The organism is Bradyrhizobium sp. cir1 (assembly GCF_014198245.1).
In the GTDB taxonomy this organism is placed as follows: domain Bacteria; phylum Pseudomonadota; class Alphaproteobacteria; order Rhizobiales; family Xanthobacteraceae; genus Bradyrhizobium.
This window is the reverse complement of the sequence record NZ_JACIHE010000003.1, coordinates 394637-414743: the sequence shown is the minus strand read 5'-3', so window position 1 is coordinate 414743 and position 20107 is coordinate 394637. Positions and strand designations below refer to the sequence as shown.

Genomic DNA, 20107 nt, shown 5'->3' with positions numbered 1-20107 from the left:
GATTAGTGAATGATCTGGTCGAGGAACGTCCGCGCCCGCTCCGACTTCGGATGCTTGAAGAACTCCTCCGGTGCGGCCTGCTCGACCACCTTGCCCTCGTTCATGAACACGATGCGGTCGGCGACCTCGCGGGCAAAGCCCATCTCATGGGTCACGCACAACATGGTCATGCCCTCTTCCGCGAGCTTCTTCATGGTCTCCAGTACCTCCTTGACCATCTCGGGGTCGAGCGCCGAGGTCGGCTCGTCGAACAGCATGATCTTCGGCCGCATGCACAGCGCGCGTGCGATGGCGACGCGCTGCTGCTGGCCACCCGAGAGCTGCCCGGGGAATTTCTCGGCCTGATCGGGAATCCGGACCTTGGTAAGGAAATGCATGGCGAGGTCCTTGGCCTCGGCCTCACTCATCCCGTTCGCGGTCATCGGTGCCAGAGTGCAGTTCTCCAGCACTGTCATGTGCGGGAACAGATTAAAGCTCTGGAACACCATGCCGGTGTCGCGCCTGACCGCATCGATGTTCTTGCGCTGATGGTCGAGCTCGACGCCGTTGACGTAGATCAGGCCCTCATCGTGCTTCTCGATGTGATTGATGCAGCGGATCAGCGTCGACTTGCCCGAGCCGGAGGGGCCGCAGACCACGATCTTCTCGCCCTTGGCGACCTTGAGATCGATCTGGTCCAGCGCGGTGAAGTCGCCATAGTGCTTGTAGACCGCCTCCATGCGAACCGCCGGCACCTCGCGAAACTGCGGCTGCGCTGTTGCACATTCGGCCGTCGTCATCGATGTCTCGTTCATGCTCGGGCCTCCACACTCGCCTGCGCCACCGGCGCGCTCGCTGCGAGCCGCCTGGTTTTCGCGGCACTCGATCGACCGAAATGCTTCTCCAGCCGGCGCTGCACCGCGTCCCAAACCGATGTGAGGATAAGGTAATACGCCGTCGCCGCCGCATAGACTTCGAGGATTTGGAAGTGCTCCTGCATCAGCATGTCGCTGCGGCGCATGAGCTCCTCGACTGAGATCACCGAGGCGAGCGAGGTCGCCTTCAAGAGCGAATTGATGGAGTTGCCGAGCGGCGGGATCATCAGCCGGAACGCTTGCGGCAGGGTCACGCGACGGAACGTCACCCAGGGCGACAGGCTGAGCGCCCAGGCGGCCTCGCGCTGCCCTGCCGACACCGCCATGAAGCCGCTGCGCACGATCTCGGCGAGATAGGCGGCCTCGTTAAGGATCAGGCCGACGAGCGCGCAGGTGATCACGCTGAACTTGATGCCCAGCTGCGGCAAGCCGCTGTAGATCACGACCAGCTGGATCAGAAGTGGCGTGCCGCGGAAGAACCAGATGTAGAAACGCGCGGCGCCCGCGAGCACCGGATTGGACGACATGCGCAGCAACGCGATGCCCATGCCGAGAATCAATCCGCCGACGACCGCCGCCACAGTCAAGCCGATGGTGACGAGCACTCCCTTCATCAGGAAGTAGTTGAAGAAGTAGCTGACGGCGGCCGTCGGACTGAAATGGCTCATCGGCTCGTCTCCGTAGGTATCAGGCCGGACCGGGGCCGGCGATCGCGAGCGGCTGGTCGGCCGGCATGGCGGTCAGGCCGAACTTGTCGAACAGCGCCTGATAAAAGCCGTCAGCCCGCATCGCGTTGAGCGCCTTGACGACGGTATCGGCGACCCTCTTGTTGCGGAAACCAAGCGTCGTGCGCGCGGTGCCGAGCCCGCTCAGGACTTCCTTCACGCGGCCACGGCCGACGAGATCGCGCGCCACGCTGTCGACCAGCAGCGCGTTGTCGACCTGACCCGCAAGCAGCGCGCTGACGACGTTGGTCGCTGTCGGGAACGTGCGCATCTCGACGGCTGCGCCGCCCTTTGCGACGCTGGCATCGCTGAGCTTCTTGAGCCAGTTCATCTGGTAGCTGCTGACCTCGACCGCGGATGATTTTCCGATCAGATCGTTTTCGGTAGCAATTTTTGTGCCGCTGTCGGGGGCCACCACGACCGAGATCGCCTGGATGGCGTAAGGCACCATGTACATCAGCTTGGAGCGTTCCTCGGTCCAGAACATCCCGGTGTCGATGCCGTCGATGCGGGCCGCGTTGAGCGCAGGAATCATCGCCGGAAAATCCATCCGGACGAGTTCGACCGGAAGACACAACCTCTTGCCGAGCTCGGCGGCGAGCTCGACATTGAGCCCCTGCAGCTGGCCGTCCTTGTCGACGAACTGCTGCGGCGGATTGGTCGGGTTGATGGAGAGCTGCAACTTCCCGGGCGCGATCAGATTGTCGTCGGTGATCGCAGGCGTACAGGCGGCGTGCACCGCCGTGGATGCGAGAACGAGTGCGGCAACCGCACCCAAGCGAAACAATGTCGAGACCATGGATACCTCCAGTAAGACGCCAATGACCGATGCAGTTCCTCGCCCGGGATTCCCCCTCGATGTTTCTTGGATGCGGCCGGCCGGATCTCGCGACACGGCAGGCAGCATCGTCTTCGATCGGCTCAAGCCGGTCCCGACATCGGCCTCAGCTGGATGCGCATGAAATTCTTCACCAGGGATTCGAAAGGACCAAAGCCCTTCACCTTCAGGAACTCCGGCGTCTCGAATGCCCACCTGCCCGCGACTTCGTACATGGCGGCGTATTTCGGCCCGTCGCCGACGGAGACGAAACGCTTTGCCGAGAGCCAGCCGGGACAGGCGAGCAGATCAGGGAAATGCCTCTGCTCGTACCAGGCGTTGAACGCAGCCTCGTGCTCGGGATCGATGTCGACCCGCACGATGTGGATGAAGGCTTCGTCCGGCATCGTCTCGTTCCTCATGCCAGACGGATGTCGCCGGCCGCGCGCGCAGCGGTGACTGTCGTTGCGATGGCGTCGCACAGCGCAGGCAGAACCGGCAGCAGCGGCGGCCGCGGATCGGCGTTGCGGATCAGGCCGAGCGCCTTCAGCCCGACCTTCATGCGCGTGTGCATGTCCATGATCGGCGCAGGTCCGTAGATGGCGCGGACGATCGGATAGAGCCGCTCGTTGACGGCGCGCATCGCCTTCAGATCGTCGGCGAGCGAGGCCCGCCAGAGTGCTGCGAACAGATGCGGCGCGAGGCTGACGAGGCCGGAGAGAATGCCGTCGCCGCCGACGGCGAGCTGCGGCAGGAACCAGTTGAAGTTCGAGGGGAGGATCGCGACGGAGGGATCGGCCTGCTTCACCGCCCGCCGGTTCTCGTCATAGGCCAGCATGGTGTCGCTGCCTTCTTTGACGGCGATGACACTGTCGAGCGCAGCGAACTTGGCCAAGGTCTCCGGCGAGTAACCGAAGCCGGATGCCAGCGGGTACTGGAAGATCGAGACCGGAATTCCGATCGCGGAGCTGACCGCCTGCACGAAAGCCACCGGCGCGCGCGAGGTCGCCGACGCTCCGCCGCCGAGCGGCGCGGGCGGGAACAGCACGGCGCAATCGGCGCCGGCAGATTCCGCGAGCTGCGCCTGATGGATCGCTTCCGCGGTGGAATGCGCGATGATGCCTGAAAGCAGCGGCTTGCCACCGATCTGCTTGCGTGTCCGCTCGATCACGGCCTGACGTTCATCGTCCGAGAGCGAGCCGCCCTCGCCGGCATGTCCGTTGACGAACACCGCCGCGATCCCGTCCGGGCAGGCGCAATAGTCGAGAAGGCGGACGTAGGCGTCCCAGTCGATCGAGCTGTCGTCCCTGAAGGGCAGCACGGTTGCGACCGTGACGCCGCGCAAATCCGGTTTCTGCATCGCCTTGCTCATGACGGTTTTCGCCGCGGAAATTTCAGGCTCGCGCGCGCCTTCAGCACTTCGAGGCCGCCCTCGTTGCGCGCGCTCGCTTCCCAGATGATGGTGCGGGCCTCCTCGTGCTGCTCGGCGATCCAGACATCGAAGGTGAGCGTGTCGCCGTAGAACACGGGACCGGTGAACCAGAACCGATCCTCCACCGACACGCCGATGGTGCCGACCAGCTCGCTGGTGAGGATGCTGGTGCAGAGGCCCGCGACCATGATCCCCGGCGCAAGCCTGCGGCCAAAGCGCGTCGCGCCGGCATAGACCTCGTCGACATGGACCGGGCCGAAATCGCCGGTGGCAGCGATATAGAGAGCGCCATCGGCCTCGGTGATGGTCTTGCTCAGGCTGACCCTGTCGTTGACCTTGAGATCTTCGAAGGATTTCGGCTCGTACATGGCTCAGCCCTTCGCGAACGGAACCAGCGTCGCGGTGCCGTCCACCACGGTCGCACCTGAGGGCGACAGCGTGCAGGTGACGCGACAGACCGCATCATCGCCGGCGACCGAAACGATCTCGGCCCTGGCCTCGACTGAATCGCCGACCATTACGGGCGCGGCAAAAGTCAGCGCGATGCTGCCGATCCGCCGCGTGGGACCACCGAGCTGGCTGAGGCAGGTGGTGGCGAGACCGCCGACCGCGAGCTCGAAGGCCACCATGTTGGAGGCGCCCGCCTTTTTGGCGCGGACGGCGTCGACATAGAGACCGCCGAGATTGCCGCTGATGCCGGTGAACATCGCCTGCTCGGCGACCGTCATGGTCTTGCGGAAGGCGAAGGCTGCGCCGGGCTTGAGAGGTGCGTGGGACATGAGGCGTTTCCCTAGAGCTGCAAGCCGTTCTTGATGGTGCTGCGCGCAACCAGCATGCGGTGAATTTCGGACGTGCCGTCATAGATGCGGGTGACGCGGGCGTCGCGATACATGCGCTCCAGCGGCAGGTCCTTGCTGAACCCCATGCCGCCGAACACCTGGATGGCGCGGTCGACCACGCGGCCCTGCATCTCGGACGCCGCAACCTTGATCATCGAGACCTTGTCGCGTGCATCCTTGCCCTGATCGATGTCCCAGGCCGCGTTCATCACCATCATCTTCACGCCGAAGATCTCGGTGGCGGAATCGGCGATCAGCTTCTGCACCATCTGGAAGTCGCCGATCAGCTGGCCGAACTGGCGCCGCTCGCCGGCGTGCCTGCGCATCATCTCGAGCGCGCGCTGCGCCATGCCGACGGCGCGCGCGCCGATATGGGCGAGCCGGATCTGGAGCACGCTCTGCATGATCAGCTTGAAGCCGCCGCCGACCTCGCCGAGCACGGCCGCCTTCGGAATGCGGCAATCCTCGAAGCTCAGCTCGGCATGGCCATAGCCGCGATGGCCCATCATCGGCTGGGTCCGCGCGACCTTGAAACCGGGCGTGCCACGATCGACCAGGAACAGCGTGATGCCGCCGCGGGCGCGCTTCTCCTTGTCTGTCAGCGCCATCAGGATCACATAATCGGCGATGTCGCCGTCGCTGATGAAATGCTTGGTGCCGTTGAGGACCCACTGATCGCCATCGAGATGAGCGGTCGTGCTGATCGACGCCGCGTCGGAACCGGCGCCCGGCTCCGTGATCGCCATGGCGCAGATCTTGTCGCCCTTCACCGTCGGCAGCAAATAGCGCTCGACCTGATCGCCCTTGCAGGCCATCAACATCGGATAGACTTGGCCGAACACGCGGCGGATCAGCGCGTCCGAGGTCTTGCCGAACTCTTCCTCGACCAGGCAATGCTCGACGCAAGTCAGCCCGCCGCCGCCGACATCGGCCGGCATGTTCATGGCGTAGAGGCCGAGCTTCTGCGCCTTGGCCTTGGTGACCGCCAGCGCGTCGGCCGGCACCGTAGCCGTCTGCTCCACGACCTCTTCGAGCGGCTGCACTTCCGTCTCGACGAAGCGGCGGACGGTATCGACCAGGAGGCGCGTCTCTTCGGGGACAGAAAAATCGATCATCGCGCCACCCCGACGGCCTTGCCGGCGACCATCGCCTCGATCTCCGCGGCGCCGTAACCGATCTCGCCGAGCACCTCGCGGGTCTGCGCACCCAACCGCTGCGGCACCAGCCGCACCTCCGGCGCCTGGCCGTCATAGCGCGCAGGATGGGCGATCATGCGGATCGGCGCACCGCCTGCACTTTCGGCGCTCTTGAACACGCCGAGGTGCTTGAGCTGGGGATCGGACTCGAGATCGCGATAATCCTGCACAGGCGCGTGCCAGATCCGCGCGGCTTCAAGCGAGGGCAACCAATCGGCCGTCGGCTTCTGCTTCAAGCGCGCCGCAACGATCCGCGTAATCTCCTCGCGTTTCGAAAAACTGTCGGTGTCGCCGAACTGCTTCAGCGCTTCGCTCTCGAGCGCAACCGCGAGCGCCTTGGGCGACGCCATGGAAATCGCGAGATGGCCGTCCGCCGTCGCGTGAATGCCGTAAGGCCCGGGGCTGAACCACGCCGCGATGCCGGCCGGACCGCGCGAGGTCGGGGACGGCGCGCCGTTGAGCCAGGCGGTCAGCGGCTCGACCTGGAGATCGAGCGCGGCCTGATAAAGGTTGACCTCGACGAGTTGGCCCTTCCCGGTCTTCGTCCGGGCAAACAGCGCCGCGAGGATGCTCATGGCATAGAGCGAGGCGGCGTGCTGATCGACGATGACAGCGCCGACTGCCGTCGGTTCGCCATCGGCGCGCCCGGTCCGCATCGCAAGACCCGACATGGCCTGGAGCAGCAGATCCTGGCCGGGACGATCCTTGTACGGCCCCTCCGATCCGAAGCCGGTTGCCACCGCATAGATCAGGCCGGGGTTGATCGCCTTGAGCGTGTCGTAGCCGAGGCCGAGCTTGGCCATGGTGCCGGGGCGGAAATTCTCCATCACGACATCGGCGGTCGCGACCAGCTTCTTCACCGCGGCGATGCCGTCGGGATGCTTGAGATCGACCGCCAGGCTGCGCTTGTTGCGGCCGGTCGCCAGATGATTGACGCTGTCGCCTGCGACGAAATGATTGGCGACCGCCCAGTTGCGCTGAAACGCACCCTCGATCGGCTCGACCGCGATGACGTCGGCTCCGAGATCGGCGAGCGTCTGCGCCGCCAGGGGCCCCGCGAGATAGTGGTTGAAGCTGAGGATCTTGACGCCGTCGAGCAGGTTCATCCGTTCACCTCAATTCAAGCAGCCGCAATCGGCGCAGCGCGCCAGGCGAGATCGAACGTCTTGACCAGGGCACGCGCGGCCGCATCCTGCGCGGCCGGCAGCGGCAGGCGCGGCGGGCGCGGATGACCGGCTGCAAAACCCATGTGGCCGAGCAGCGCCTTGGTGCCGGCGACATAGGCCTGGCCGCCGACAAATTCGATCACCGGCAGGTATTTGAGATAGAGCTCGCGCGCTTCCTTGATCGCGCCGTGGTCGGCGACGAGGCTGAAGATCCGCGCCATCTCCGCCGGGACGACGTTTGAGGCCACGGCCACCCAGCCCTGCGCGCCCTCGACGAAGGATTCGAAACCGAGGATGCCGCCGAACACCGTCATCCTGTCGCCGCAGAGGCGGATGATGTCGCGCACGCGCGTCACCTCCAGCGTCGACTCCTTGATATAGAGACAGTTGTCGATCTCGGCGATGCGCGCCACGAGCTGCGGCTTGAGATCGACATTGGCCGTCGCCGGATTGTTGTAGACCATGATCGGCAGCGAGATCGCGTCGGCCACCGTCTTGTAGTGATGGACGAGCTCGTCGTCGGTCGGCGTCGAATAGAACGGCGGGATGATCATCACGCCGTCGGCGCCCAGTTTTTCGGCACGGCGGCTGAGGCGCACCACCTCACGCGTATCCTCCGCGCCGGTGCCGATCAGCACGGGGACGCGGCCCGCGGCCTGGCGAATGACAATTTCGGCAACCAGCGCCTTCTCGTCATCGTCCATGGACAGGAACTCGCCGGTCGAGCCGAGCGGGATGAGCCCATGAATGCCCTCCGCGATCTGCCAGTCGACGAACGCGCGCAATGCCGCGACATCGACCTCGCCCGCTGCTGTGAACGGGGTGATCATGACGGTGTAGGTGCCGCGGAACGTCTTCATCGGGGAACTGCCGGATGCTCGGGTGAATTCAGGCGATGGGTGCCGCCTGCGGAATATCCGCACGCCTTATGCAATCGTTTGCATAAATGGCTCTGCATTGGGCAACACCATCCATTTTTTGAGCTTGATCCATGTAGAATATGCCCTTAGCGTTTCTGCAATCGTTTGCAGTCTATCGGCAGGTTTGATGAGCGTCACGCTCAAAGATGTGGCACAGGCGGCCCGTGTTTCAGTCAGCACTGCTTCCCGAGCGCTGACGGGAACCGGCTTGACCAGCGAACGCACGCAGCAGCGCCTGGTGCGCATCGCGCGCGAGCTTGGCTATCGGCCGAACCCGATCGCACGCGGATTGAAGACCGGACAGTCGCGGCTCGTGGCGCTTCTCGTGCACAATCTCACCAACGCCTCGTTCCAGGTGATGGCCGAAGTGGTGCAGGCACGCCTGAAGGCGCTGGGTTATCAGATGCTTCTGTGCATCGGCGGCGACGATCCGCAAGCGGAGAGCGACACCCTCACCACGCTGGTCGATCATCGCATCGACGGGCTGATCGTGGTGCCCACGGGCAAGAACGGCGCGCAGCTCAAGGCGCTATCGAAGGACGTTCCCATCGTCTGCCTGGTGCGGCGCGATGACGCCACCGATCTCGAGACCGTGCTCGCCGACGATCCGCAAGGCGCTTATCTGGGCACGCGTCACCTGATCGAGCTCGGGCACAAGCGCATCGGGCTGATCGTCGGCCGCCAGGACACCACGTCGGGCCGCGAACGGTTGTCCGGCTACGTCCGCGCCCTCCGTGAGGCCGGCATCGCCAGGGACGACACATTGATTCATGCCGGCCACTACGTGCCCGAGACCGGCGCGACCTGCGCCCGCAAGCTGCTCGACCTCCCCCGCCCGCCGAGCGCGATCTTCGTCGCCAATCATGAGGCAACGCTCGGCGTGCTGCGCGTCACCGCGGAGCGGAACATCGCCATTCCCGATGATCTCTCGCTGCTCTGCTACGAGGACATGCCGTGGTTCGAATGGCATCGCCCCGCCATCAGCATCGTCGACAACGGCGCACGAGACCTTGCCAATCTCGCCGTCGACAGGCTGCTGCATCGCATGGACGTCAAGGGCAACGGCAATGACGGCGTCCGCGAATATCGCGTCGGCGCCCGGCTGATCAAGCGCGACTCCTGCCGCCAGATCGACGCCCCGGCCCCTGCAAAATCCGGCAAGTCCAAATCGTCTTCTTCCAAATCATCTGCGACGAAGTCCGCGAAGGTCTGATCGATGCCCTATGTCGAAGTGCTCGCCCCGCAAGTCCCATCCGAGCGCAAGGCCGCGCTGGCGCGATCCGTGACCGACGGCCTGATGTCGGCGTTCGGCGTGACCGCTGATACGGTCACGCTCTATTTCCTGAACATTGCGCCCGACGACTACGCCCACGCCGGCACGTTCGGCGCCCAGGCCACCGGCCAGCGCATCCTGCTCAAGGTCCACGCCTTCCGCCGCAGCGAGGCCGAGCGGCGCGCCGCCGCCATCGCGCTGACCCGCGCCGTATGCAGCGCCTATGGCGTACCGGGCGACGATGTCGCGGTCTACTTCTGCGATCGCGACCGCAGCGAGGTCTCCCACGATTCCAAGCTCGCCAGCGACTGACGGGAGCCCGCCATGGACCGCTTCTACAGCCAAGACCAGAAAGCCCTGCGCGAGACCGCCCGCCGCTTCGCGGAAGCGGAGATCCTGCCGCGCGCCGCCGCGATCGATCGCGAGGACCGCTTCGACCGCACGCTCTACAAGGGCATGGCCGATCTCGGCCTGTTCGGCATCTGCCTGCGCGAAGGCGCCGGCGGCGCCGGTCTCGACGCGGTCGCGGCCTGCATCGCGATGGAGGAGCTGGCGCGCTGCTCCGGCGCGGTCGCCAACGCCTTCGCGATCCCCGTCGAGGCCGTGCTGTTCTTCGATCATCACGGCACCGACGCACACAAGGCGCTGATCCAAAAAATCCTGAGCGGCGACATCATTCCCGCCACCGCCGTCTCCGAGCCCGACCACGGCTCCGACGTAGCTAGCATTCGCACCAACGCGGTGCGCGAGGGCAATGGCTGGCGGCTCAACGGCACCAAGGCCTGGGTGACGCTCGGCGGCGTCGCCGACCGCATCATGGTGTTCGCGCGCACCGGTAGCGAGGCGGGCCACCGTTCCATTTCCTGCCTCCTCGTCGACGGTGCCCTCCCCGGCATCGCTCGCGGCAAGAACGAGGAGCTGCTCGGCATGCACGGCCTCGACGACTGCCAGATCACGTTCTCCGACGTGCGCCTGCCTTCGGACAGCGTGATGGGCCCGGAGAACCAGGCCTTCAAGATGGCGATGAGCAATTTCAACTTCAGCCGGCTCATGATGGCCTCGATGGCGCTCGGCATGGCGCAGGCTGCGTTCGAGGACGCCACCGCCTATGCCAAGGACCGCAAGCAGTTCGGCCAGGCCATCATCGGCTTCCAGGCGGTGCAATTCATGCTCGCGGACATGTCGACCGACATCGCCGCCGCGCGCCTCTTGATCCACCACGCCGCGCGCCTGCACGACGCAGGCGAGCCAATCGCCAAGGAGGCGGCGCAGGCAAAGCTGTTCACCACCGACATGGCGATGAAGCACGTCTCCAACGCGCTGCAGATCCACGGCGGCAATGGCTATTCGCGCGAGTACCGCATCGAGCGGATCTTCCGCGACGTCCGCCTCGCCCAGATCTACGAGGGCACCAACCAGATCCAGCGGCTGATCATCGCCCGCCAGGTCGAGAAGGAGGCCGCGTGATGCGGAAAGCGCGCTCATGCTGAGCATCATCACAGCGGCAGAGGCCGCCGCCCTGATCCGCGACACTGATACGCTGATCGTCGGCGGCAATGGCGGCACGGGCGCTGCCGAGGCCATTCTCGACGCGCTGGAGCAGCGGTTCCTCGGCGGCCGGGGCCCGCACAATCTGACGCTCATCAACATCACCGGCGTCGGCGCCGTGACCGAGAAGGGCCTCTGCCATCTTGCCCATGAAGGCTTGATCGCGCGCGTGATCGGCGGCAATTTCGGGCTTCAGGTGCCGTTCATGCGCCTGGTCCGCGACGAGCTGATCGACGCCTATAATTTCCCGCAAGGCGTCATGAGCCAGCTCTGCCGCGCCATGGCGGCGAAGCATCCGGGCGTGCTGACCCATGTCGGCCTCAACACCTACATGGACCCGCGCCAGGACGGCGGGCGCATGAACAAGCGTACCACCGCGCCGCTGGTCGACCTGCTCGAGCTGCACGGCCAGTCCTGGCTGCTCTACCGCGTCCCCGCTCCGCCCGATGTCGCCATCATCCGTGGCACCTCCGCCGACGAGGACGGCTATATCAGCATGGAGCACGAGGGCACGACGCGCGAGGATCTCTCGATCGCGCAGGCTGTGCACAATGCCGGCGGCACCGTGATCTGCCAGGTCAAGCGCATCGTGAAGCGCGGCTCGATCCATCCGCAGATGGTGAAGATCCCGGGCTTCCTGATCGACCACGTCGTGCTCGAGCCCGAGCAGATGCAGACCTACGGCACCGCCTATGATCCCGCGCGCTGCGGTGAGACGCGGGTCCCTGTGGCGATGATCACACCCGACCCACTCACGGAACGCCGGGTGATTGCCCGCCGCGCCGCCTTCGAGCTGCGCCCGCGCGACGTCGTCAATCTCGGCGTCGGCATCTCCGCGATGATTCCCAATGTCGCGGCCGAGGAAGGCATCTCCGACCTGATCACGCTGACGGTGGAATCCGGCGTGGTCGGCGGCGTGCCCGGCCATGCGCGCGAATTCGGCACCGCGATCAACCCGCGCGTCATTCTCGATCAGGCCTATCAATTCGATTTCTACGACGGCGGCGGCCTCTCCTGCGCCTTCCTCTCCTTCGCGGAGGTGGACGTAACAGGCAACGTCAACGTCACCCGTTTCGGCGAGCGCCGCGACGGCTCCGGCGGCTTCATCGACATCACGCAGAACGCCAGGCGGCTGATCTTCAGCGGCACCATGACCGGCGGCAAGTTCGACATCGGCGTCGAGAACGGCCGCCTCACGATCCGGCGCGACGGCGCCTTCCGCAAATTCGTGCCGCAGGTCGGCCAGATCAGCTTCAGCGCCTCGCTCGCGGCGCAACGCGGCCAGCATGTCAGCTACGTCACCGAGCGCGCCGTGTTCGAGCTCGAGAACGGCAGCGTAACGCTGACCGAGATCGCACCGGGCGTACGCCTCGAGGAGGACGTCCTCGCCCATATGGGCTTCAAGCCACGGATCAGCCCGCATTTGAAGGACATGGACCCGCGCATCTTCCGCTCCGGCCCGATGGGCATCGCGCAGAGCTTCAAGGCGCTGCCGGCGCGGCCACGGAAGGTCGCCTGAGGGATCAGCATGAACGCCAGCAGCCCGATCAATCTCCGTTACGAAGATATCGCGCTCGGCACGGAGTTCGAGACCGCTGTGCACACCGTGACGGAGGCTGATATCGCGGCCTTCGCCGACGTCACGCGCGATCATCATCCGCTCCATGTCGATGGCGCCTATGCGCGCTCCCGCGGCTTTCCCGCGGTGATCGGCCATGGCCTGTACGGCCTGTCGCTGATGGAAGGGCTGAAGTCGGAATTGAAGCTGTATGAGGAGACCTCGGTCGCCTCGCTCGGCTGGGACGAGGTGAAATTTAGGGGACCCATCGTCGCCGGCGATACCTTGCGCGTCCGCTTCCGCTTCGTCGAGAAGCGGCCCACCAAAAATCCCGGGCGCGGCATCGTCGTCGAGACGCTCGACCTGCTCAACCAGCGCGACGAGGTGGTGACCGCGGCCCGCCACATCTCGCTGATCCTGACCCGGCAAGCTGATGCTGCGGCGGCCACATGACGAGACAATGAAGAAGACTTCGGACCGGAGAACGGCTCCTCTGCCACCCACGATTTGATCGGAGTATTCAGATGCGATTTCCAAAGACCTTCTCCGCCCTCGTCCTGCTGGCCGGCCTGACGCAGGCCGCCGGTGCCCAGACCTGCACGCCGAAGGTGCCGGCGTCGAGCCTGATCGAGGCGCCGAAATGGCAGATGTCGATCAACCCGACGCTGCCGCCGCAGCAATTCGTCGACGACAAGGGTGAGCTGCAGGGCCTCAACGTCGAGCTCGCCCGCGAGATCGCCAAGCGCATCTGCGTCGAGCCGGTGTTTCTGCGCATGGACTTCCCGCCGATGATCCCGGCGCTGCGCTCGGGGCGGTTCGATGCCATCAACACCGGCCTGTTCTGGACCGAGGAGCGCTCCAAGATGCTCTACCTCGTGCCCTATGCGCAGCAGGCGATCAGCATCTACACCGATCCCTCCTCCAGCCTGAAGCTCGAGAAGTTCGAGGACCTCGCCGGCCGCGTGGTGGGCGTGGAATCGGCGACCTACACCGAGCGCAAGGCGCGCGAGTTCAGCACGGCGATGGAGGCCAAGGGCCTCAAGCCGATCGAGCTGCGCACCTTCACCACGGTCACCGCAACCTCGGCGGCGCTGCGCGCCGGCCAGCTCGAGGCCGCGCTCAACATCAACGAGACTGCCAACTCGCTCGAGCAGAAGGGCATCGCAAAGATCTGGGTCCGCGACATCGCCGGCACCGACATCACTTTTGCCTTTCGGGACAAGCTGCTCGCCCAGGCCGTCGCCGATGCCCTCACCGCGATCCGCACTGATGGCACCTATGACAAGCTGTTCGACAAGTTCGGCATGACCAAGCTGAAGGCGACGACGTTCGCCATTCGTGGGGATGGGCCGACGAACTGAGGGGGCGCGGCCCTCTTCGCTGTCAGTCCCGTCATCCTGAGGCGCGAGCGAAGGGGCGCCCCGCGCCCCATCGGGAGCCTCGAAGGATGCCCGGCCGTCGCCCTTCGAGGGCCGCTGAAGAAGCGGCCGCCTCAGGGTGACGGTGATGGGCTGGGGTTCAAAACTACCATCTCCGCGTCATTGCGAGCGCGGCGAAGCAATCCAGAATCTTTCCACGGCGGACAGTCTGGATTGCTTCGCTACGCTCGCAATGACGGAGTGTAGGCGACGGCACGGACACAAGTGCTGTAGGGTGGGTTAGCCCCGCGGATTGCGCGAAACGCAAACCGCTAGGCGTAACCCACCTCTTTGCTGTCCGCGCAAGAAGGGAAATGGTGGGTTACACTGCGCGGACTGCGCTGCGCGCATCCGCCAGGCTAACCCACCCTACGAGACCTCGCTTACGCGCTCGCCTGCGTCACGAACTTCGTGTTCAGGTAACCGCGGCATGATCGAGAGCGCGGCCTGGCTCGCGCTGCTCGCGCCGGCGAATACCGACAAGACTGTCGTCGACAAGCTCTATAAGGCGATGGTCGAAGCCGTGAACGATCCGAAGGTACGCGCCCTCTTCGTCGAGCAGGGCGCCGAGCCGCTGGTCATGGCCCCCAAAGGCCTGACCGATTACATGACCGCCGAGACCACGAAATGGGCCGCGATCATCAAGCAGATCGGCATCGAGCCGATGTGACGATCACACCAGGCTCGACTTGCCGCGGCTCAGCAGCTCGCCTGCGCCCTTGTCGCCGACGATCTTGCCCTGCTCGTAAACCACCCTCCCCCGCGCGATGGTGGTGACGGGCCAGCCGGTGACATCAAAACCTTCCCACGGCGTGTAGTCGGCGCCGTGATGCAGATCGGTCTGCTGAATCTTTTTCTTCAGCTTCGGATCCCACAGCACGACATCGGCATCGAAGCCGACGCCGATCGAGCCCTTGCGCGGATAGAGACCGTAGATACGGGCGTGATTGGTCGCGGTCAGCTCGACGAACTTTTGCAGGGTGATGCGTCCCTTCGAGACGCCCTCCGAGAACAGGATCGGCAGCCGCGTCTCGACACCGGGAATGCCGTTCGGCACCCAGCGGAACGAGGTGCGGGCGTTCGGCGTCAGCTTGCCCTTGGGATCGTCGTAGCGGAACGGGCAGTGGTCGGACGAGAAAGTCTGGAACACGCCGGTCGTAATGCCCTCCCAGATCGCCTGCTGGCTCTCGGCATCGCGCGGCGGCGGCGAGCAGACATACTTCGCGCCTGTGATGTCCATGTTGAGGCCCTTCATGTCGTCGGCCGTCAGCGTGATGTATTGCGGACAGGTCTCGGCATGAACAGGCAATCCGCGCTGCTGGGCCCAGCGCACCTGCTCCATCGCCTCGCGGCCGGAGACGTGCACGATCATGATGGGCACGCCGATCACCTCGGCATGGCTGATGGCGCGATGCGTCGCCTCGCGCTCGACTGCCTGCGGCCGCGAGGTGCCGTGATAATAGGGCGCGATATGGCCTTCACGTTCGAGCTTGCTGGTGAGGAAGCGGATGGCGTCATAGCCCTCGCAATGGACCATGACCAGCGCTTCCTCGCGGCGGGCAACCTCGAATACCTCGAGCAACTGCTTGTCGCTGAGCACGAGGTCGTCATAGGTCATGAACACCTTGAACGAGGTGTAGCCGTCCTTCACCAACGCCGGCAGCTCCTGCCCGAGCACGACCGCGGTCGGGTCGGAGATGATGAGATGGAAGGCGGTGTCGATATAGCATTCGCCTTCGGCCAGCTTGCGATAGCTCTCGACACAGGCACGCAGGGACGTGCCCTTCTCCTGCAGCGCGAAGGGCAGCACCATGGTGTTGCCGCCAGCAGCCGCCGCGCGCGTCGCCGAGGCAAAATCGTCGGCCATCACGACGTCGGGGCCCGAGGCTTGCGAGATGTGGACGTGGCTGTCGATGCCGCCCGGCAGCGCCAGCAGGCCGGTCGCGTCGATCTCGCGCGCCGCGCCCTCGATGCGCTCGGCGATGCTGACGATGCGGCCGTCGCGAATGCCGATATCGCCGCGGAACTCGTCGCTGGCCGTCACGATGGTGCCGCCGCGAATGGCGAGATCGAGCTGCGTCACTGATGTCTCCGTCACTTGATGACAGCTGATGTCTGGAAGATCCGGCCCCATTGCGCAAGGGCCGTGAGGTCGCCGCCGGCGAGGCCGAGGGTCCGCCACAGCGTCACCGCGACCGAATCGAGCACGGCGATGTCCAGCTCCCGCTCCAGCATGACCGCCAAGGCGGCGCCGTCGAGATTGGTGCAGAGGATAACGACGGCGTCCGCGCCCTCCGCCGCCACATCGCGGATCATGCCTGCTATCGTCGCAGGCGCGACCTCGCCAAAGGAAAAGTTGTCGCGCAAGCCGAGGTGCCGCTCGGCGTGCGGGGCAACGCCCTCCTCGGCCCAGACGTCGCCGATCCGCCGCTGCACGTCGTCGGTATAGGGCGAGACCAGGCCAACGCGTTTGGCGCCGAGCGCGTGGGCGGCTTCGATGCAGGCGAGCGTCGACGTCGTCGCGGGCACGCCCGTGCGTGCCGTGATCGCGTCGCACAGGCTGCGGTCGCGCCCGATGCCGAGCCAGCTTGCGGAGGTGCCATTCCAGGCGATCGCGTCAACCTTGGCATCGGCCAGCAGATCCGCCGCGGGCAGCATTGCGGAGGCATCGAACTGGCTCAGCGCGGCGGCATCGAGCGCGATCTCGGTGACGCGGAAGCGCGAGAAATGCGCGGTGACGCCATCCACGCCCGCCAGCATCGCACTGGTGACGGGCTCGAGCACCGAATTGGAGGACGGCGTGATCATGCCGAGACGCTTGCGCATGGCCTTAACCTTACGACGCCTGCGCAAGCCGCGTCGACTCCTCCCGGATCAAGGCCAGGATGTGGCGCTTGGCGTCGTTGAACTCCGGGCTGGTGATGTCGCGCGGGCGCGGCAGGTCGAAATTGACGGCTTCGCGGATCCGGCCCGGCCGCCTGGTCATCACCACGATCTTGTTGCCGAGCACCAATGCCTCGTCGACGCTGTGGGTGACGAACACGATGGTGCAGCGGCGCTTCTGCCAGATCGCAACCAGCTCCTCCTGCATCTCGAGCTTGGTCTGGGCATCCAGCGCCGCGAACGGCTCGTCCATCAGGATGACGCTCGGATTCATCAGCAGCGCGCGGGCGATGCCGACGCGCTGGTTCATGCCGCCGGACATCTCTGAGGGGTGGTGATGCTCGAAGCCGCGCAGGCCGACGAGATCAATGAACTCCATCGCCCTGTCGTAGCGCTCGGCCCTGGCGACGCCCTTGAGCTTGAGATGGAAGGCGATGTTGTCGATCGCCGTCAGCCACGGCATCAGGGTCGGCTGCTGGAACACCACGCCGCGGTCCGAGCCGGGCCGTTCCACCTGCTTGCCGTCCACCAGCGTGCGCCCGCTCGTCGCCTGCTCGAAGCCGGCGATGATGTTGAGTAAGGTCGACTTGCCGCAACCGGACGGGCCGAGCAGGCAGACGAAGTCGTTGGCCTCGATGTCGAGATTGATGTTGTCCAGCGTCAAGAGGTCACGGCTGCGCCGCTTGTCGGAGAACACTTTTACGATGTTGCGAAGCTCGATTGCCGCCATCAGCCCGCCCTGCCCTGCACGGTGGTTGTCTGCTGCCAGCGCAGCGTGCGCGCCATGATCGCCTTGAGGCCGAGGTCGGAGAGATAGCCGAGCAGCCCGATCGAGATCATCGCAGCCAGCACGATGTCGTAGCGCAGGAAGTAATAGGAATCCCAGAGCACGTAGCCGAGGCCGCTCTTCACCGCGACCATCTCGGCCGTGACCGTCAGCATCCAGGCCGATCCGACCGCGATGCGAAGCCCCGCGAAGATCGAGGGCAGCGCCGCCGGCAGCACGATGTCGGTCAGCATCTGCCGGCCGTTCGCACCCATCATCGCGCCGGCGCGCACGAGATTGTGGTCCACGGTCTTGACGCCGTGAATGCTATTCATCAGCACGGGAAAGAAGGCGCCGAGGAAAACGAGGAAGATCGCCGGCTTGTCGGCGATGCCGAACCAGATGATCGCGAGCGGAATCCAGGACACCGGCGGGATCGGGCGCAGCATCTGCAGCGTCGGCTCCAGCGTCTTCTCGAACAGGCGCGACCAGCCAATCGCGACCCCGGCGAGGATGCCGAGCAGGCTGGCCAGCGCAAAGCCGCCGAACACGCGAAGCGCGCTGGCGAGCGCATCGCGCAGCCAGTGGCCGGAATAGGTCTGTGTGGTCTCATCAAAACCGAACACCCAGTCGCCGAGCGCATGCAGCACAGCGCTCGGCGCTGGCAGCAGCGCGGGCGGAAGCATGCCGCTGCGGGCAAAGGCCTCCCAGCCCACGATCAGCAGCGCAGGCACGACGAGGCGTTCGAGCCCGTGGAATGCCCGCGTCAGCCGAAACGCCGGCCGTGCGGGCGAGACATCAGTAACCGAGGTCATTCTTGGCTTTTCCCGTGGCCTGCTCCAGGAACGAATAGTCCATGTTCTTCCCAGCTTCTGCGGAGACGTCCTTCGAGATGTATTTGAGGTCGCGCATCATCGCCGCGATCGCCAGCGTCTGCGACCGATGGATCGCAGGATCCGGCGAGGCATTCTTCAGCGCCTCGGTCGCCACATTCCTGTCGAGGCCGGTGAGCTTGTTGATGACCTCGATCCACGGCGCCTTGTCGGCGATCAGCTTGTTGTCGAGCTCGACCACGGCGCTGACGACGCCCTGCACGCCGGCGCGCTGGCTCGCGATCACGTCGGACCGCGTGACGATCAAATTGGTCAGGTTGCCCGCAGCCTGCTCATACGGCAGCACAAAATGCTTGCCGGCGCCGGCGAGCCGGATCTGCGAGGCGAACGGCTCGACCGAGCAGATCATGTCGACCTCGCCGCGCTGGAGCGCCGCGAGATGGTCGGACGGATTGGGGATGTTGATGAACTGAATGTCCTTGTTGGGATCGACGCCCTGCTTGAGGAACGCGCCGCGCATGTGGATGTCCTGCGCATTGCCGCGGGACGCCGCGACCTTGAGCGGCTGACCATCGCTCTTCGCCTTCGCAACGGTCGTCTTGAACGTGGCCCAGTCCTCAGGGGGAAGGTTCAGCTTCGCGGAGGAGAGACATTCGGAGCCGCCATTGATCTGTCCGGAGACGGCGACGACGTCAAAGCCTTTGTCGAGCGCGGTGATGTAATGGAGATAGGTCACCTGCGCGACGTCGATGCTCTTCGACACCAGGGCGGTGAGCACGTCGTTGCCCGAATTGAAGCCGGTCGCTTCGACCTCGACGCCCTTCGCCAAGCCCGGGATCAACGACATCGGCAGGCAGTGCGCGCATTTGGCATAGCCGAGCTTGATCTTCGCGGCTTGCGCGGATGCGAGATCGCTTCCGCCAAGTACCGCCGCCATCACCACGAGGCCCAGTCGCAAACTCGTCCGCATCGCTTACTCCGTTTCGAAGGCGCGGGATCTCGCGCGTCGGACACGATCATCCGCCGGCCTTCGGCGCAGCGCAATCCGGTTTTTGCATGCTGCATACAATTTGCGCGCTATGCCATTGTTTTCAGCGACATACGTCGGTATTTTGGGCAGGCCAAAGGGCCAGAAACGGCTAAGATCAACGTGAGAAGTGAGGCACGCGTGCAGCCAAAATCGGAAGCGCCAAAGGGGCGAAAGTCGCCCAAACTCAAGCGGATGGGCCTGCATGAGCGCGCCGCCGCGCGGATGCGGACGATGATCATTCGGGGCGAGCTGCCGCCGGGTTCGCAGACCCAGGAGACCAAGCTGTCGAAGGAGCTCGGCGTGTCGCGCACCCCCTTGCGCGAGGCCATGAAGGTGCTGGCGGCGGAGGGGTTGATCGAGCTTCGTCCCAATCGCAGCCCGCGCATTGCCGATATCGCGGTCGACGGCATCTCTGAGCTGTTCGAGGCGCTCGCCGGCATCGAGCGGCTCGCCGCCGAGCTCGCCGCGGAGCGCGCCACCGAGCGCGATCTCGCCCGCCTGCGCACGCTTCAGACCCGCATGGAGGGTCACCACCGCAGCGGCAAGCTCGACGACTATTTCGCCATCAACGGCGAGATCCACAACACCATCGTCCGCATGGCCCGCAACACGCCGCTGCGCGAAGCGCACGAGACGCTGATCTCCCGTGCCGAACGCGCGCGTTATCTGGCGCTCGGCGCTAACAGGCGCTGGAGCAATTCGGTCGACGAGCACGCCGACATCCTCGCCGCCCTCGAGGCGCGCGACGGCGAAGCCGCCGGCCGCCTGCTCGGCGCCCACGTCGCGCGCACCGGCACCGCGCTGCTCGAAGTCCTCGCGACCTCCCAAGCCAAGCGGACGGCGGCGTAA

Annotated in this window: 24 protein-coding genes; 8 read left to right on the top strand and 16 right to left on the bottom strand. The window is 65.3% G+C overall.

What is annotated here, in order from left to right; translation table 11 throughout:
• Positions 1–2: 2 nt before the first annotated feature.
• The 11 genes from GGD63_RS10340 to GGD63_RS10290 all read right to left on the bottom strand — a co-directional run bounded on the left by GGD63_RS10340 (position 3) and on the right by GGD63_RS10290 (position 8174).
• Positions 3–794, bottom strand: a complete 792-nt coding sequence (locus GGD63_RS10340) for an amino acid ABC transporter ATP-binding protein (RefSeq protein WP_283811944.1) — start codon at positions 792–794, stop codon at positions 3–5.
• Positions 791–1522, bottom strand: coding sequence for an amino acid ABC transporter permease (locus GGD63_RS10335; RefSeq protein ID WP_183241416.1), 732 nt, complete (start codon positions 1520–1522; stop codon positions 791–793). Before GGD63_RS10335 ends, GGD63_RS10340 begins: the two co-directional genes overlap by 4 nt.
• Positions 1523–1541: 19 nt before the next feature.
• Entirely contained in the window at positions 1542–2378 is an 837-nt protein-coding gene (locus GGD63_RS10330) for an ABC transporter substrate-binding protein (protein ID WP_183241414.1), read from the bottom strand.
• Positions 2379–2500: 122 nt separating this feature from the next.
• Positions 2501–2803, bottom strand: a complete 303-nt coding sequence (locus tag GGD63_RS10325; RefSeq protein WP_246785427.1) for a DUF4286 family protein — start codon at positions 2801–2803, stop codon at positions 2501–2503.
• 11 nt (positions 2804–2814) lie between these two features.
• The gene (locus GGD63_RS10320) at positions 2815–3768 is read right to left on the bottom strand and encodes a dihydrodipicolinate synthase family protein (RefSeq protein WP_183241411.1); all 954 of its coding nucleotides are present in this window, start codon (positions 3766–3768) and stop codon (positions 2815–2817) included.
• A complete protein-coding gene (locus GGD63_RS10315; RefSeq protein WP_183241409.1) occupies positions 3765–4196 on the bottom strand; it encodes a MaoC/PaaZ C-terminal domain-containing protein in 432 nt (143 codons plus the stop codon). The genes GGD63_RS10320 and GGD63_RS10315 overlap by 4 nt, the downstream gene beginning before the upstream one ends.
• Positions 4197–4199: 3 nt before the next feature.
• Positions 4200–4607 (bottom strand): MaoC/PaaZ C-terminal domain-containing protein, encoded by a 408-nt coding sequence (locus GGD63_RS10310; RefSeq protein WP_183241407.1) that lies wholly within the window; start codon positions 4605–4607, stop codon positions 4200–4202.
• Positions 4608–4618: 11 nt separating this feature from the next.
• Positions 4619–5782, bottom strand: a complete 1164-nt coding sequence (locus GGD63_RS10305) for an acyl-CoA dehydrogenase family protein (RefSeq protein ID WP_183241405.1) — start codon at positions 5780–5782, stop codon at positions 4619–4621.
• Positions 5779–6969 (bottom strand): CaiB/BaiF CoA-transferase family protein, encoded by a 1191-nt coding sequence (locus GGD63_RS10300; protein ID WP_183241403.1) that lies wholly within the window; start codon positions 6967–6969, stop codon positions 5779–5781. The genes GGD63_RS10305 and GGD63_RS10300 overlap by 4 nt, the downstream gene beginning before the upstream one ends.
• A 14-nt stretch (positions 6970–6983) precedes the next feature.
• The gene (dapA, locus tag GGD63_RS10295; protein WP_183241401.1) at positions 6984–7889 is read right to left on the bottom strand and encodes a 4-hydroxy-tetrahydrodipicolinate synthase; all 906 of its coding nucleotides are present in this window, start codon (positions 7887–7889) and stop codon (positions 6984–6986) included.
• Positions 7890–7955: 66 nt separating this feature from the next.
• The gene (locus GGD63_RS10290; RefSeq protein ID WP_183241670.1) at positions 7956–8174 is read right to left on the bottom strand and encodes a hypothetical protein; all 219 of its coding nucleotides are present in this window, start codon (positions 8172–8174) and stop codon (positions 7956–7958) included.
• Between GGD63_RS10290 and GGD63_RS10285 the strand changes: the two genes are divergently transcribed.
• The 7 genes from GGD63_RS10285 to GGD63_RS40945 all read left to right on the top strand — a co-directional run bounded on the left by GGD63_RS10285 (position 8077) and on the right by GGD63_RS40945 (position 14416).
• Positions 8077–9162 (top strand): LacI family DNA-binding transcriptional regulator, encoded by a 1086-nt coding sequence (locus GGD63_RS10285; protein WP_183241399.1) that lies wholly within the window; start codon positions 8077–8079, stop codon positions 9160–9162. The genes GGD63_RS10290 and GGD63_RS10285 overlap by 98 nt on opposite strands.
• A 3-nt stretch (positions 9163–9165) precedes the next feature.
• Positions 9166–9534: a tautomerase family protein gene (locus GGD63_RS10280; RefSeq protein ID WP_183241397.1), complete on the top strand. Its 369-nt coding sequence runs from the start codon at positions 9166–9168 to the stop codon at positions 9532–9534.
• Between the two features lie 12 nt (positions 9535–9546).
• Positions 9547–10689, top strand: a complete 1143-nt coding sequence (locus GGD63_RS10275) for an acyl-CoA dehydrogenase family protein (RefSeq protein ID WP_183241395.1) — start codon at positions 9547–9549, stop codon at positions 10687–10689.
• A gap of 16 nt (positions 10690–10705) precedes the next feature.
• Positions 10706–12289 carry an acyl CoA:acetate/3-ketoacid CoA transferase gene (locus GGD63_RS10270; protein ID WP_183241393.1) on the top strand — a complete coding sequence of 528 codons (1584 nt, stop codon included), beginning with the start codon at positions 10706–10708 and terminating at the stop codon, positions 12287–12289.
• 9 nt (positions 12290–12298) lie between these two features.
• Positions 12299–12781, top strand: a complete 483-nt coding sequence (locus GGD63_RS10265) for a MaoC family dehydratase (protein WP_183241391.1) — start codon at positions 12299–12301, stop codon at positions 12779–12781.
• 71 nt (positions 12782–12852) lie between these two features.
• The gene (locus GGD63_RS10260; RefSeq protein ID WP_183241389.1) at positions 12853–13689 is read left to right on the top strand and encodes an ABC transporter substrate-binding protein; all 837 of its coding nucleotides are present in this window, start codon (positions 12853–12855) and stop codon (positions 13687–13689) included.
• 310 nt (positions 13690–13999) lie between these two features.
• A complete protein-coding gene (locus GGD63_RS40945; protein WP_409334051.1) occupies positions 14000–14416 on the top strand; it encodes a tripartite tricarboxylate transporter substrate-binding protein in 417 nt (138 codons plus the stop codon).
• 3 nt (positions 14417–14419) lie between these two features.
• On the opposite strand, the gene hydA is transcribed toward GGD63_RS40945, so the two are convergent.
• Genes hydA through GGD63_RS10230 form a run of 5 tightly spaced genes read right to left on the bottom strand, consistent with a single transcriptional unit; the run spans position 14420 to position 19198 of the window.
• Positions 14420–15880: a dihydropyrimidinase gene (gene hydA / locus GGD63_RS10250; RefSeq protein WP_183241387.1), complete on the bottom strand. Its 1461-nt coding sequence runs from the start codon at positions 15878–15880 to the stop codon at positions 14420–14422.
• On the bottom strand, positions 15841–16572 hold the full coding sequence (locus tag GGD63_RS10245; RefSeq protein WP_183241386.1) for an aspartate/glutamate racemase family protein: 732 nt from the start codon (positions 16570–16572) through the stop codon (positions 15841–15843). Before GGD63_RS10245 ends, hydA begins: the two co-directional genes overlap by 40 nt.
• 10 nt (positions 16573–16582) lie before the next feature.
• Positions 16583–17359, bottom strand: a complete 777-nt coding sequence (locus GGD63_RS10240; protein WP_183241384.1) for an ABC transporter ATP-binding protein — start codon at positions 17357–17359, stop codon at positions 16583–16585.
• The gene (locus tag GGD63_RS10235) at positions 17359–18210 is read right to left on the bottom strand and encodes an ABC transporter permease (RefSeq protein ID WP_183241382.1); all 852 of its coding nucleotides are present in this window, start codon (positions 18208–18210) and stop codon (positions 17359–17361) included. The genes GGD63_RS10240 and GGD63_RS10235 overlap by 1 nt, the downstream gene beginning before the upstream one ends.
• Complete coding sequence (locus GGD63_RS10230) at positions 18194–19198, bottom strand: ABC transporter substrate-binding protein (RefSeq protein WP_183241380.1); 1005 nt, start codon at positions 19196–19198, stop codon at positions 18194–18196. The genes GGD63_RS10235 and GGD63_RS10230 overlap by 17 nt, the downstream gene beginning before the upstream one ends.
• A 198-nt stretch (positions 19199–19396) precedes the next feature.
• Here GGD63_RS10230 and GGD63_RS10225 point away from each other — a divergent pair, with 198 nt between their 5' ends.
• On the top strand, positions 19397–20107 hold the full coding sequence (locus tag GGD63_RS10225) for a GntR family transcriptional regulator (RefSeq protein ID WP_183241378.1): 711 nt from the start codon (positions 19397–19399) through the stop codon (positions 20105–20107).

What these genes read in the sequence shown, in the direction of transcription:
- GGD63_RS10240 (WP_183241384.1), bottom strand. Translation starts at nt 17,359, where the DNA reads ATGGCGGCAATCGAGCTTCGCAACATCGTAAAAGTGTTCTCCGACAAG.
- GGD63_RS10235 (WP_183241382.1), bottom strand. Translation starts at nt 18,210, where the DNA reads ATGACCTCGGTTACTGATGTCTCGCCCGCACGGCCGGCGTTTCGGCTG.
- GGD63_RS10305 (WP_183241405.1), bottom strand. Translation starts at nt 5,782, where the DNA reads ATGATCGATTTTTCTGTCCCCGAAGAGACGCGCCTCCTGGTCGATACC.
- GGD63_RS10300 (WP_183241403.1), bottom strand. Translation starts at nt 6,969, where the DNA reads ATGAACCTGCTCGACGGCGTCAAGATCCTCAGCTTCAACCACTATCTC.
- GGD63_RS10275 (WP_183241395.1), top strand. Translation starts at nt 9,547, where the DNA reads ATGGACCGCTTCTACAGCCAAGACCAGAAAGCCCTGCGCGAGACCGCC.
- GGD63_RS10315 (WP_183241409.1), bottom strand. Translation starts at nt 4,196, where the DNA reads ATGTACGAGCCGAAATCCTTCGAAGATCTCAAGGTCAACGACAGGGTC.
- dapA (WP_183241401.1), bottom strand. Translation starts at nt 7,889, where the DNA reads ATGAAGACGTTCCGCGGCACCTACACCGTCATGATCACCCCGTTCACA.
- GGD63_RS10320 (WP_183241411.1), bottom strand. Translation starts at nt 3,768, where the DNA reads ATGAGCAAGGCGATGCAGAAACCGGATTTGCGCGGCGTCACGGTCGCA.
- GGD63_RS10280 (WP_183241397.1), top strand. Translation starts at nt 9,166, where the DNA reads ATGCCCTATGTCGAAGTGCTCGCCCCGCAAGTCCCATCCGAGCGCAAG.
- GGD63_RS10325 (WP_246785427.1), bottom strand. Translation starts at nt 2,803, where the DNA reads ATGCCGGACGAAGCCTTCATCCACATCGTGCGGGTCGACATCGATCCC.
- GGD63_RS10270 (WP_183241393.1), top strand. Translation starts at nt 10,706, where the DNA reads ATGCTGAGCATCATCACAGCGGCAGAGGCCGCCGCCCTGATCCGCGAC.
- GGD63_RS10285 (WP_183241399.1), top strand. Translation starts at nt 8,077, where the DNA reads ATGAGCGTCACGCTCAAAGATGTGGCACAGGCGGCCCGTGTTTCAGTC.
- GGD63_RS10245 (WP_183241386.1), bottom strand. Translation starts at nt 16,572, where the DNA reads ATGCGCAAGCGTCTCGGCATGATCACGCCGTCCTCCAATTCGGTGCTC.
- GGD63_RS10335 (WP_183241416.1), bottom strand. Translation starts at nt 1,522, where the DNA reads ATGAGCCATTTCAGTCCGACGGCCGCCGTCAGCTACTTCTTCAACTAC.
- GGD63_RS10330 (WP_183241414.1), bottom strand. Translation starts at nt 2,378, where the DNA reads ATGGTCTCGACATTGTTTCGCTTGGGTGCGGTTGCCGCACTCGTTCTC.
- GGD63_RS10265 (WP_183241391.1), top strand. Translation starts at nt 12,299, where the DNA reads ATGAACGCCAGCAGCCCGATCAATCTCCGTTACGAAGATATCGCGCTC.
- hydA (WP_183241387.1), bottom strand. Translation starts at nt 15,880, where the DNA reads ATGGGGCCGGATCTTCCAGACATCAGCTGTCATCAAGTGACGGAGACA.
- GGD63_RS10230 (WP_183241380.1), bottom strand. Translation starts at nt 19,198, where the DNA reads ATGCGGACGAGTTTGCGACTGGGCCTCGTGGTGATGGCGGCGGTACTT.
- GGD63_RS10340 (WP_283811944.1), bottom strand. Translation starts at nt 794, where the DNA reads ATGAACGAGACATCGATGACGACGGCCGAATGTGCAACAGCGCAGCCG.
- GGD63_RS10310 (WP_183241407.1), bottom strand. Translation starts at nt 4,607, where the DNA reads ATGTCCCACGCACCTCTCAAGCCCGGCGCAGCCTTCGCCTTCCGCAAG.
- GGD63_RS10260 (WP_183241389.1), top strand. Translation starts at nt 12,853, where the DNA reads ATGCGATTTCCAAAGACCTTCTCCGCCCTCGTCCTGCTGGCCGGCCTG.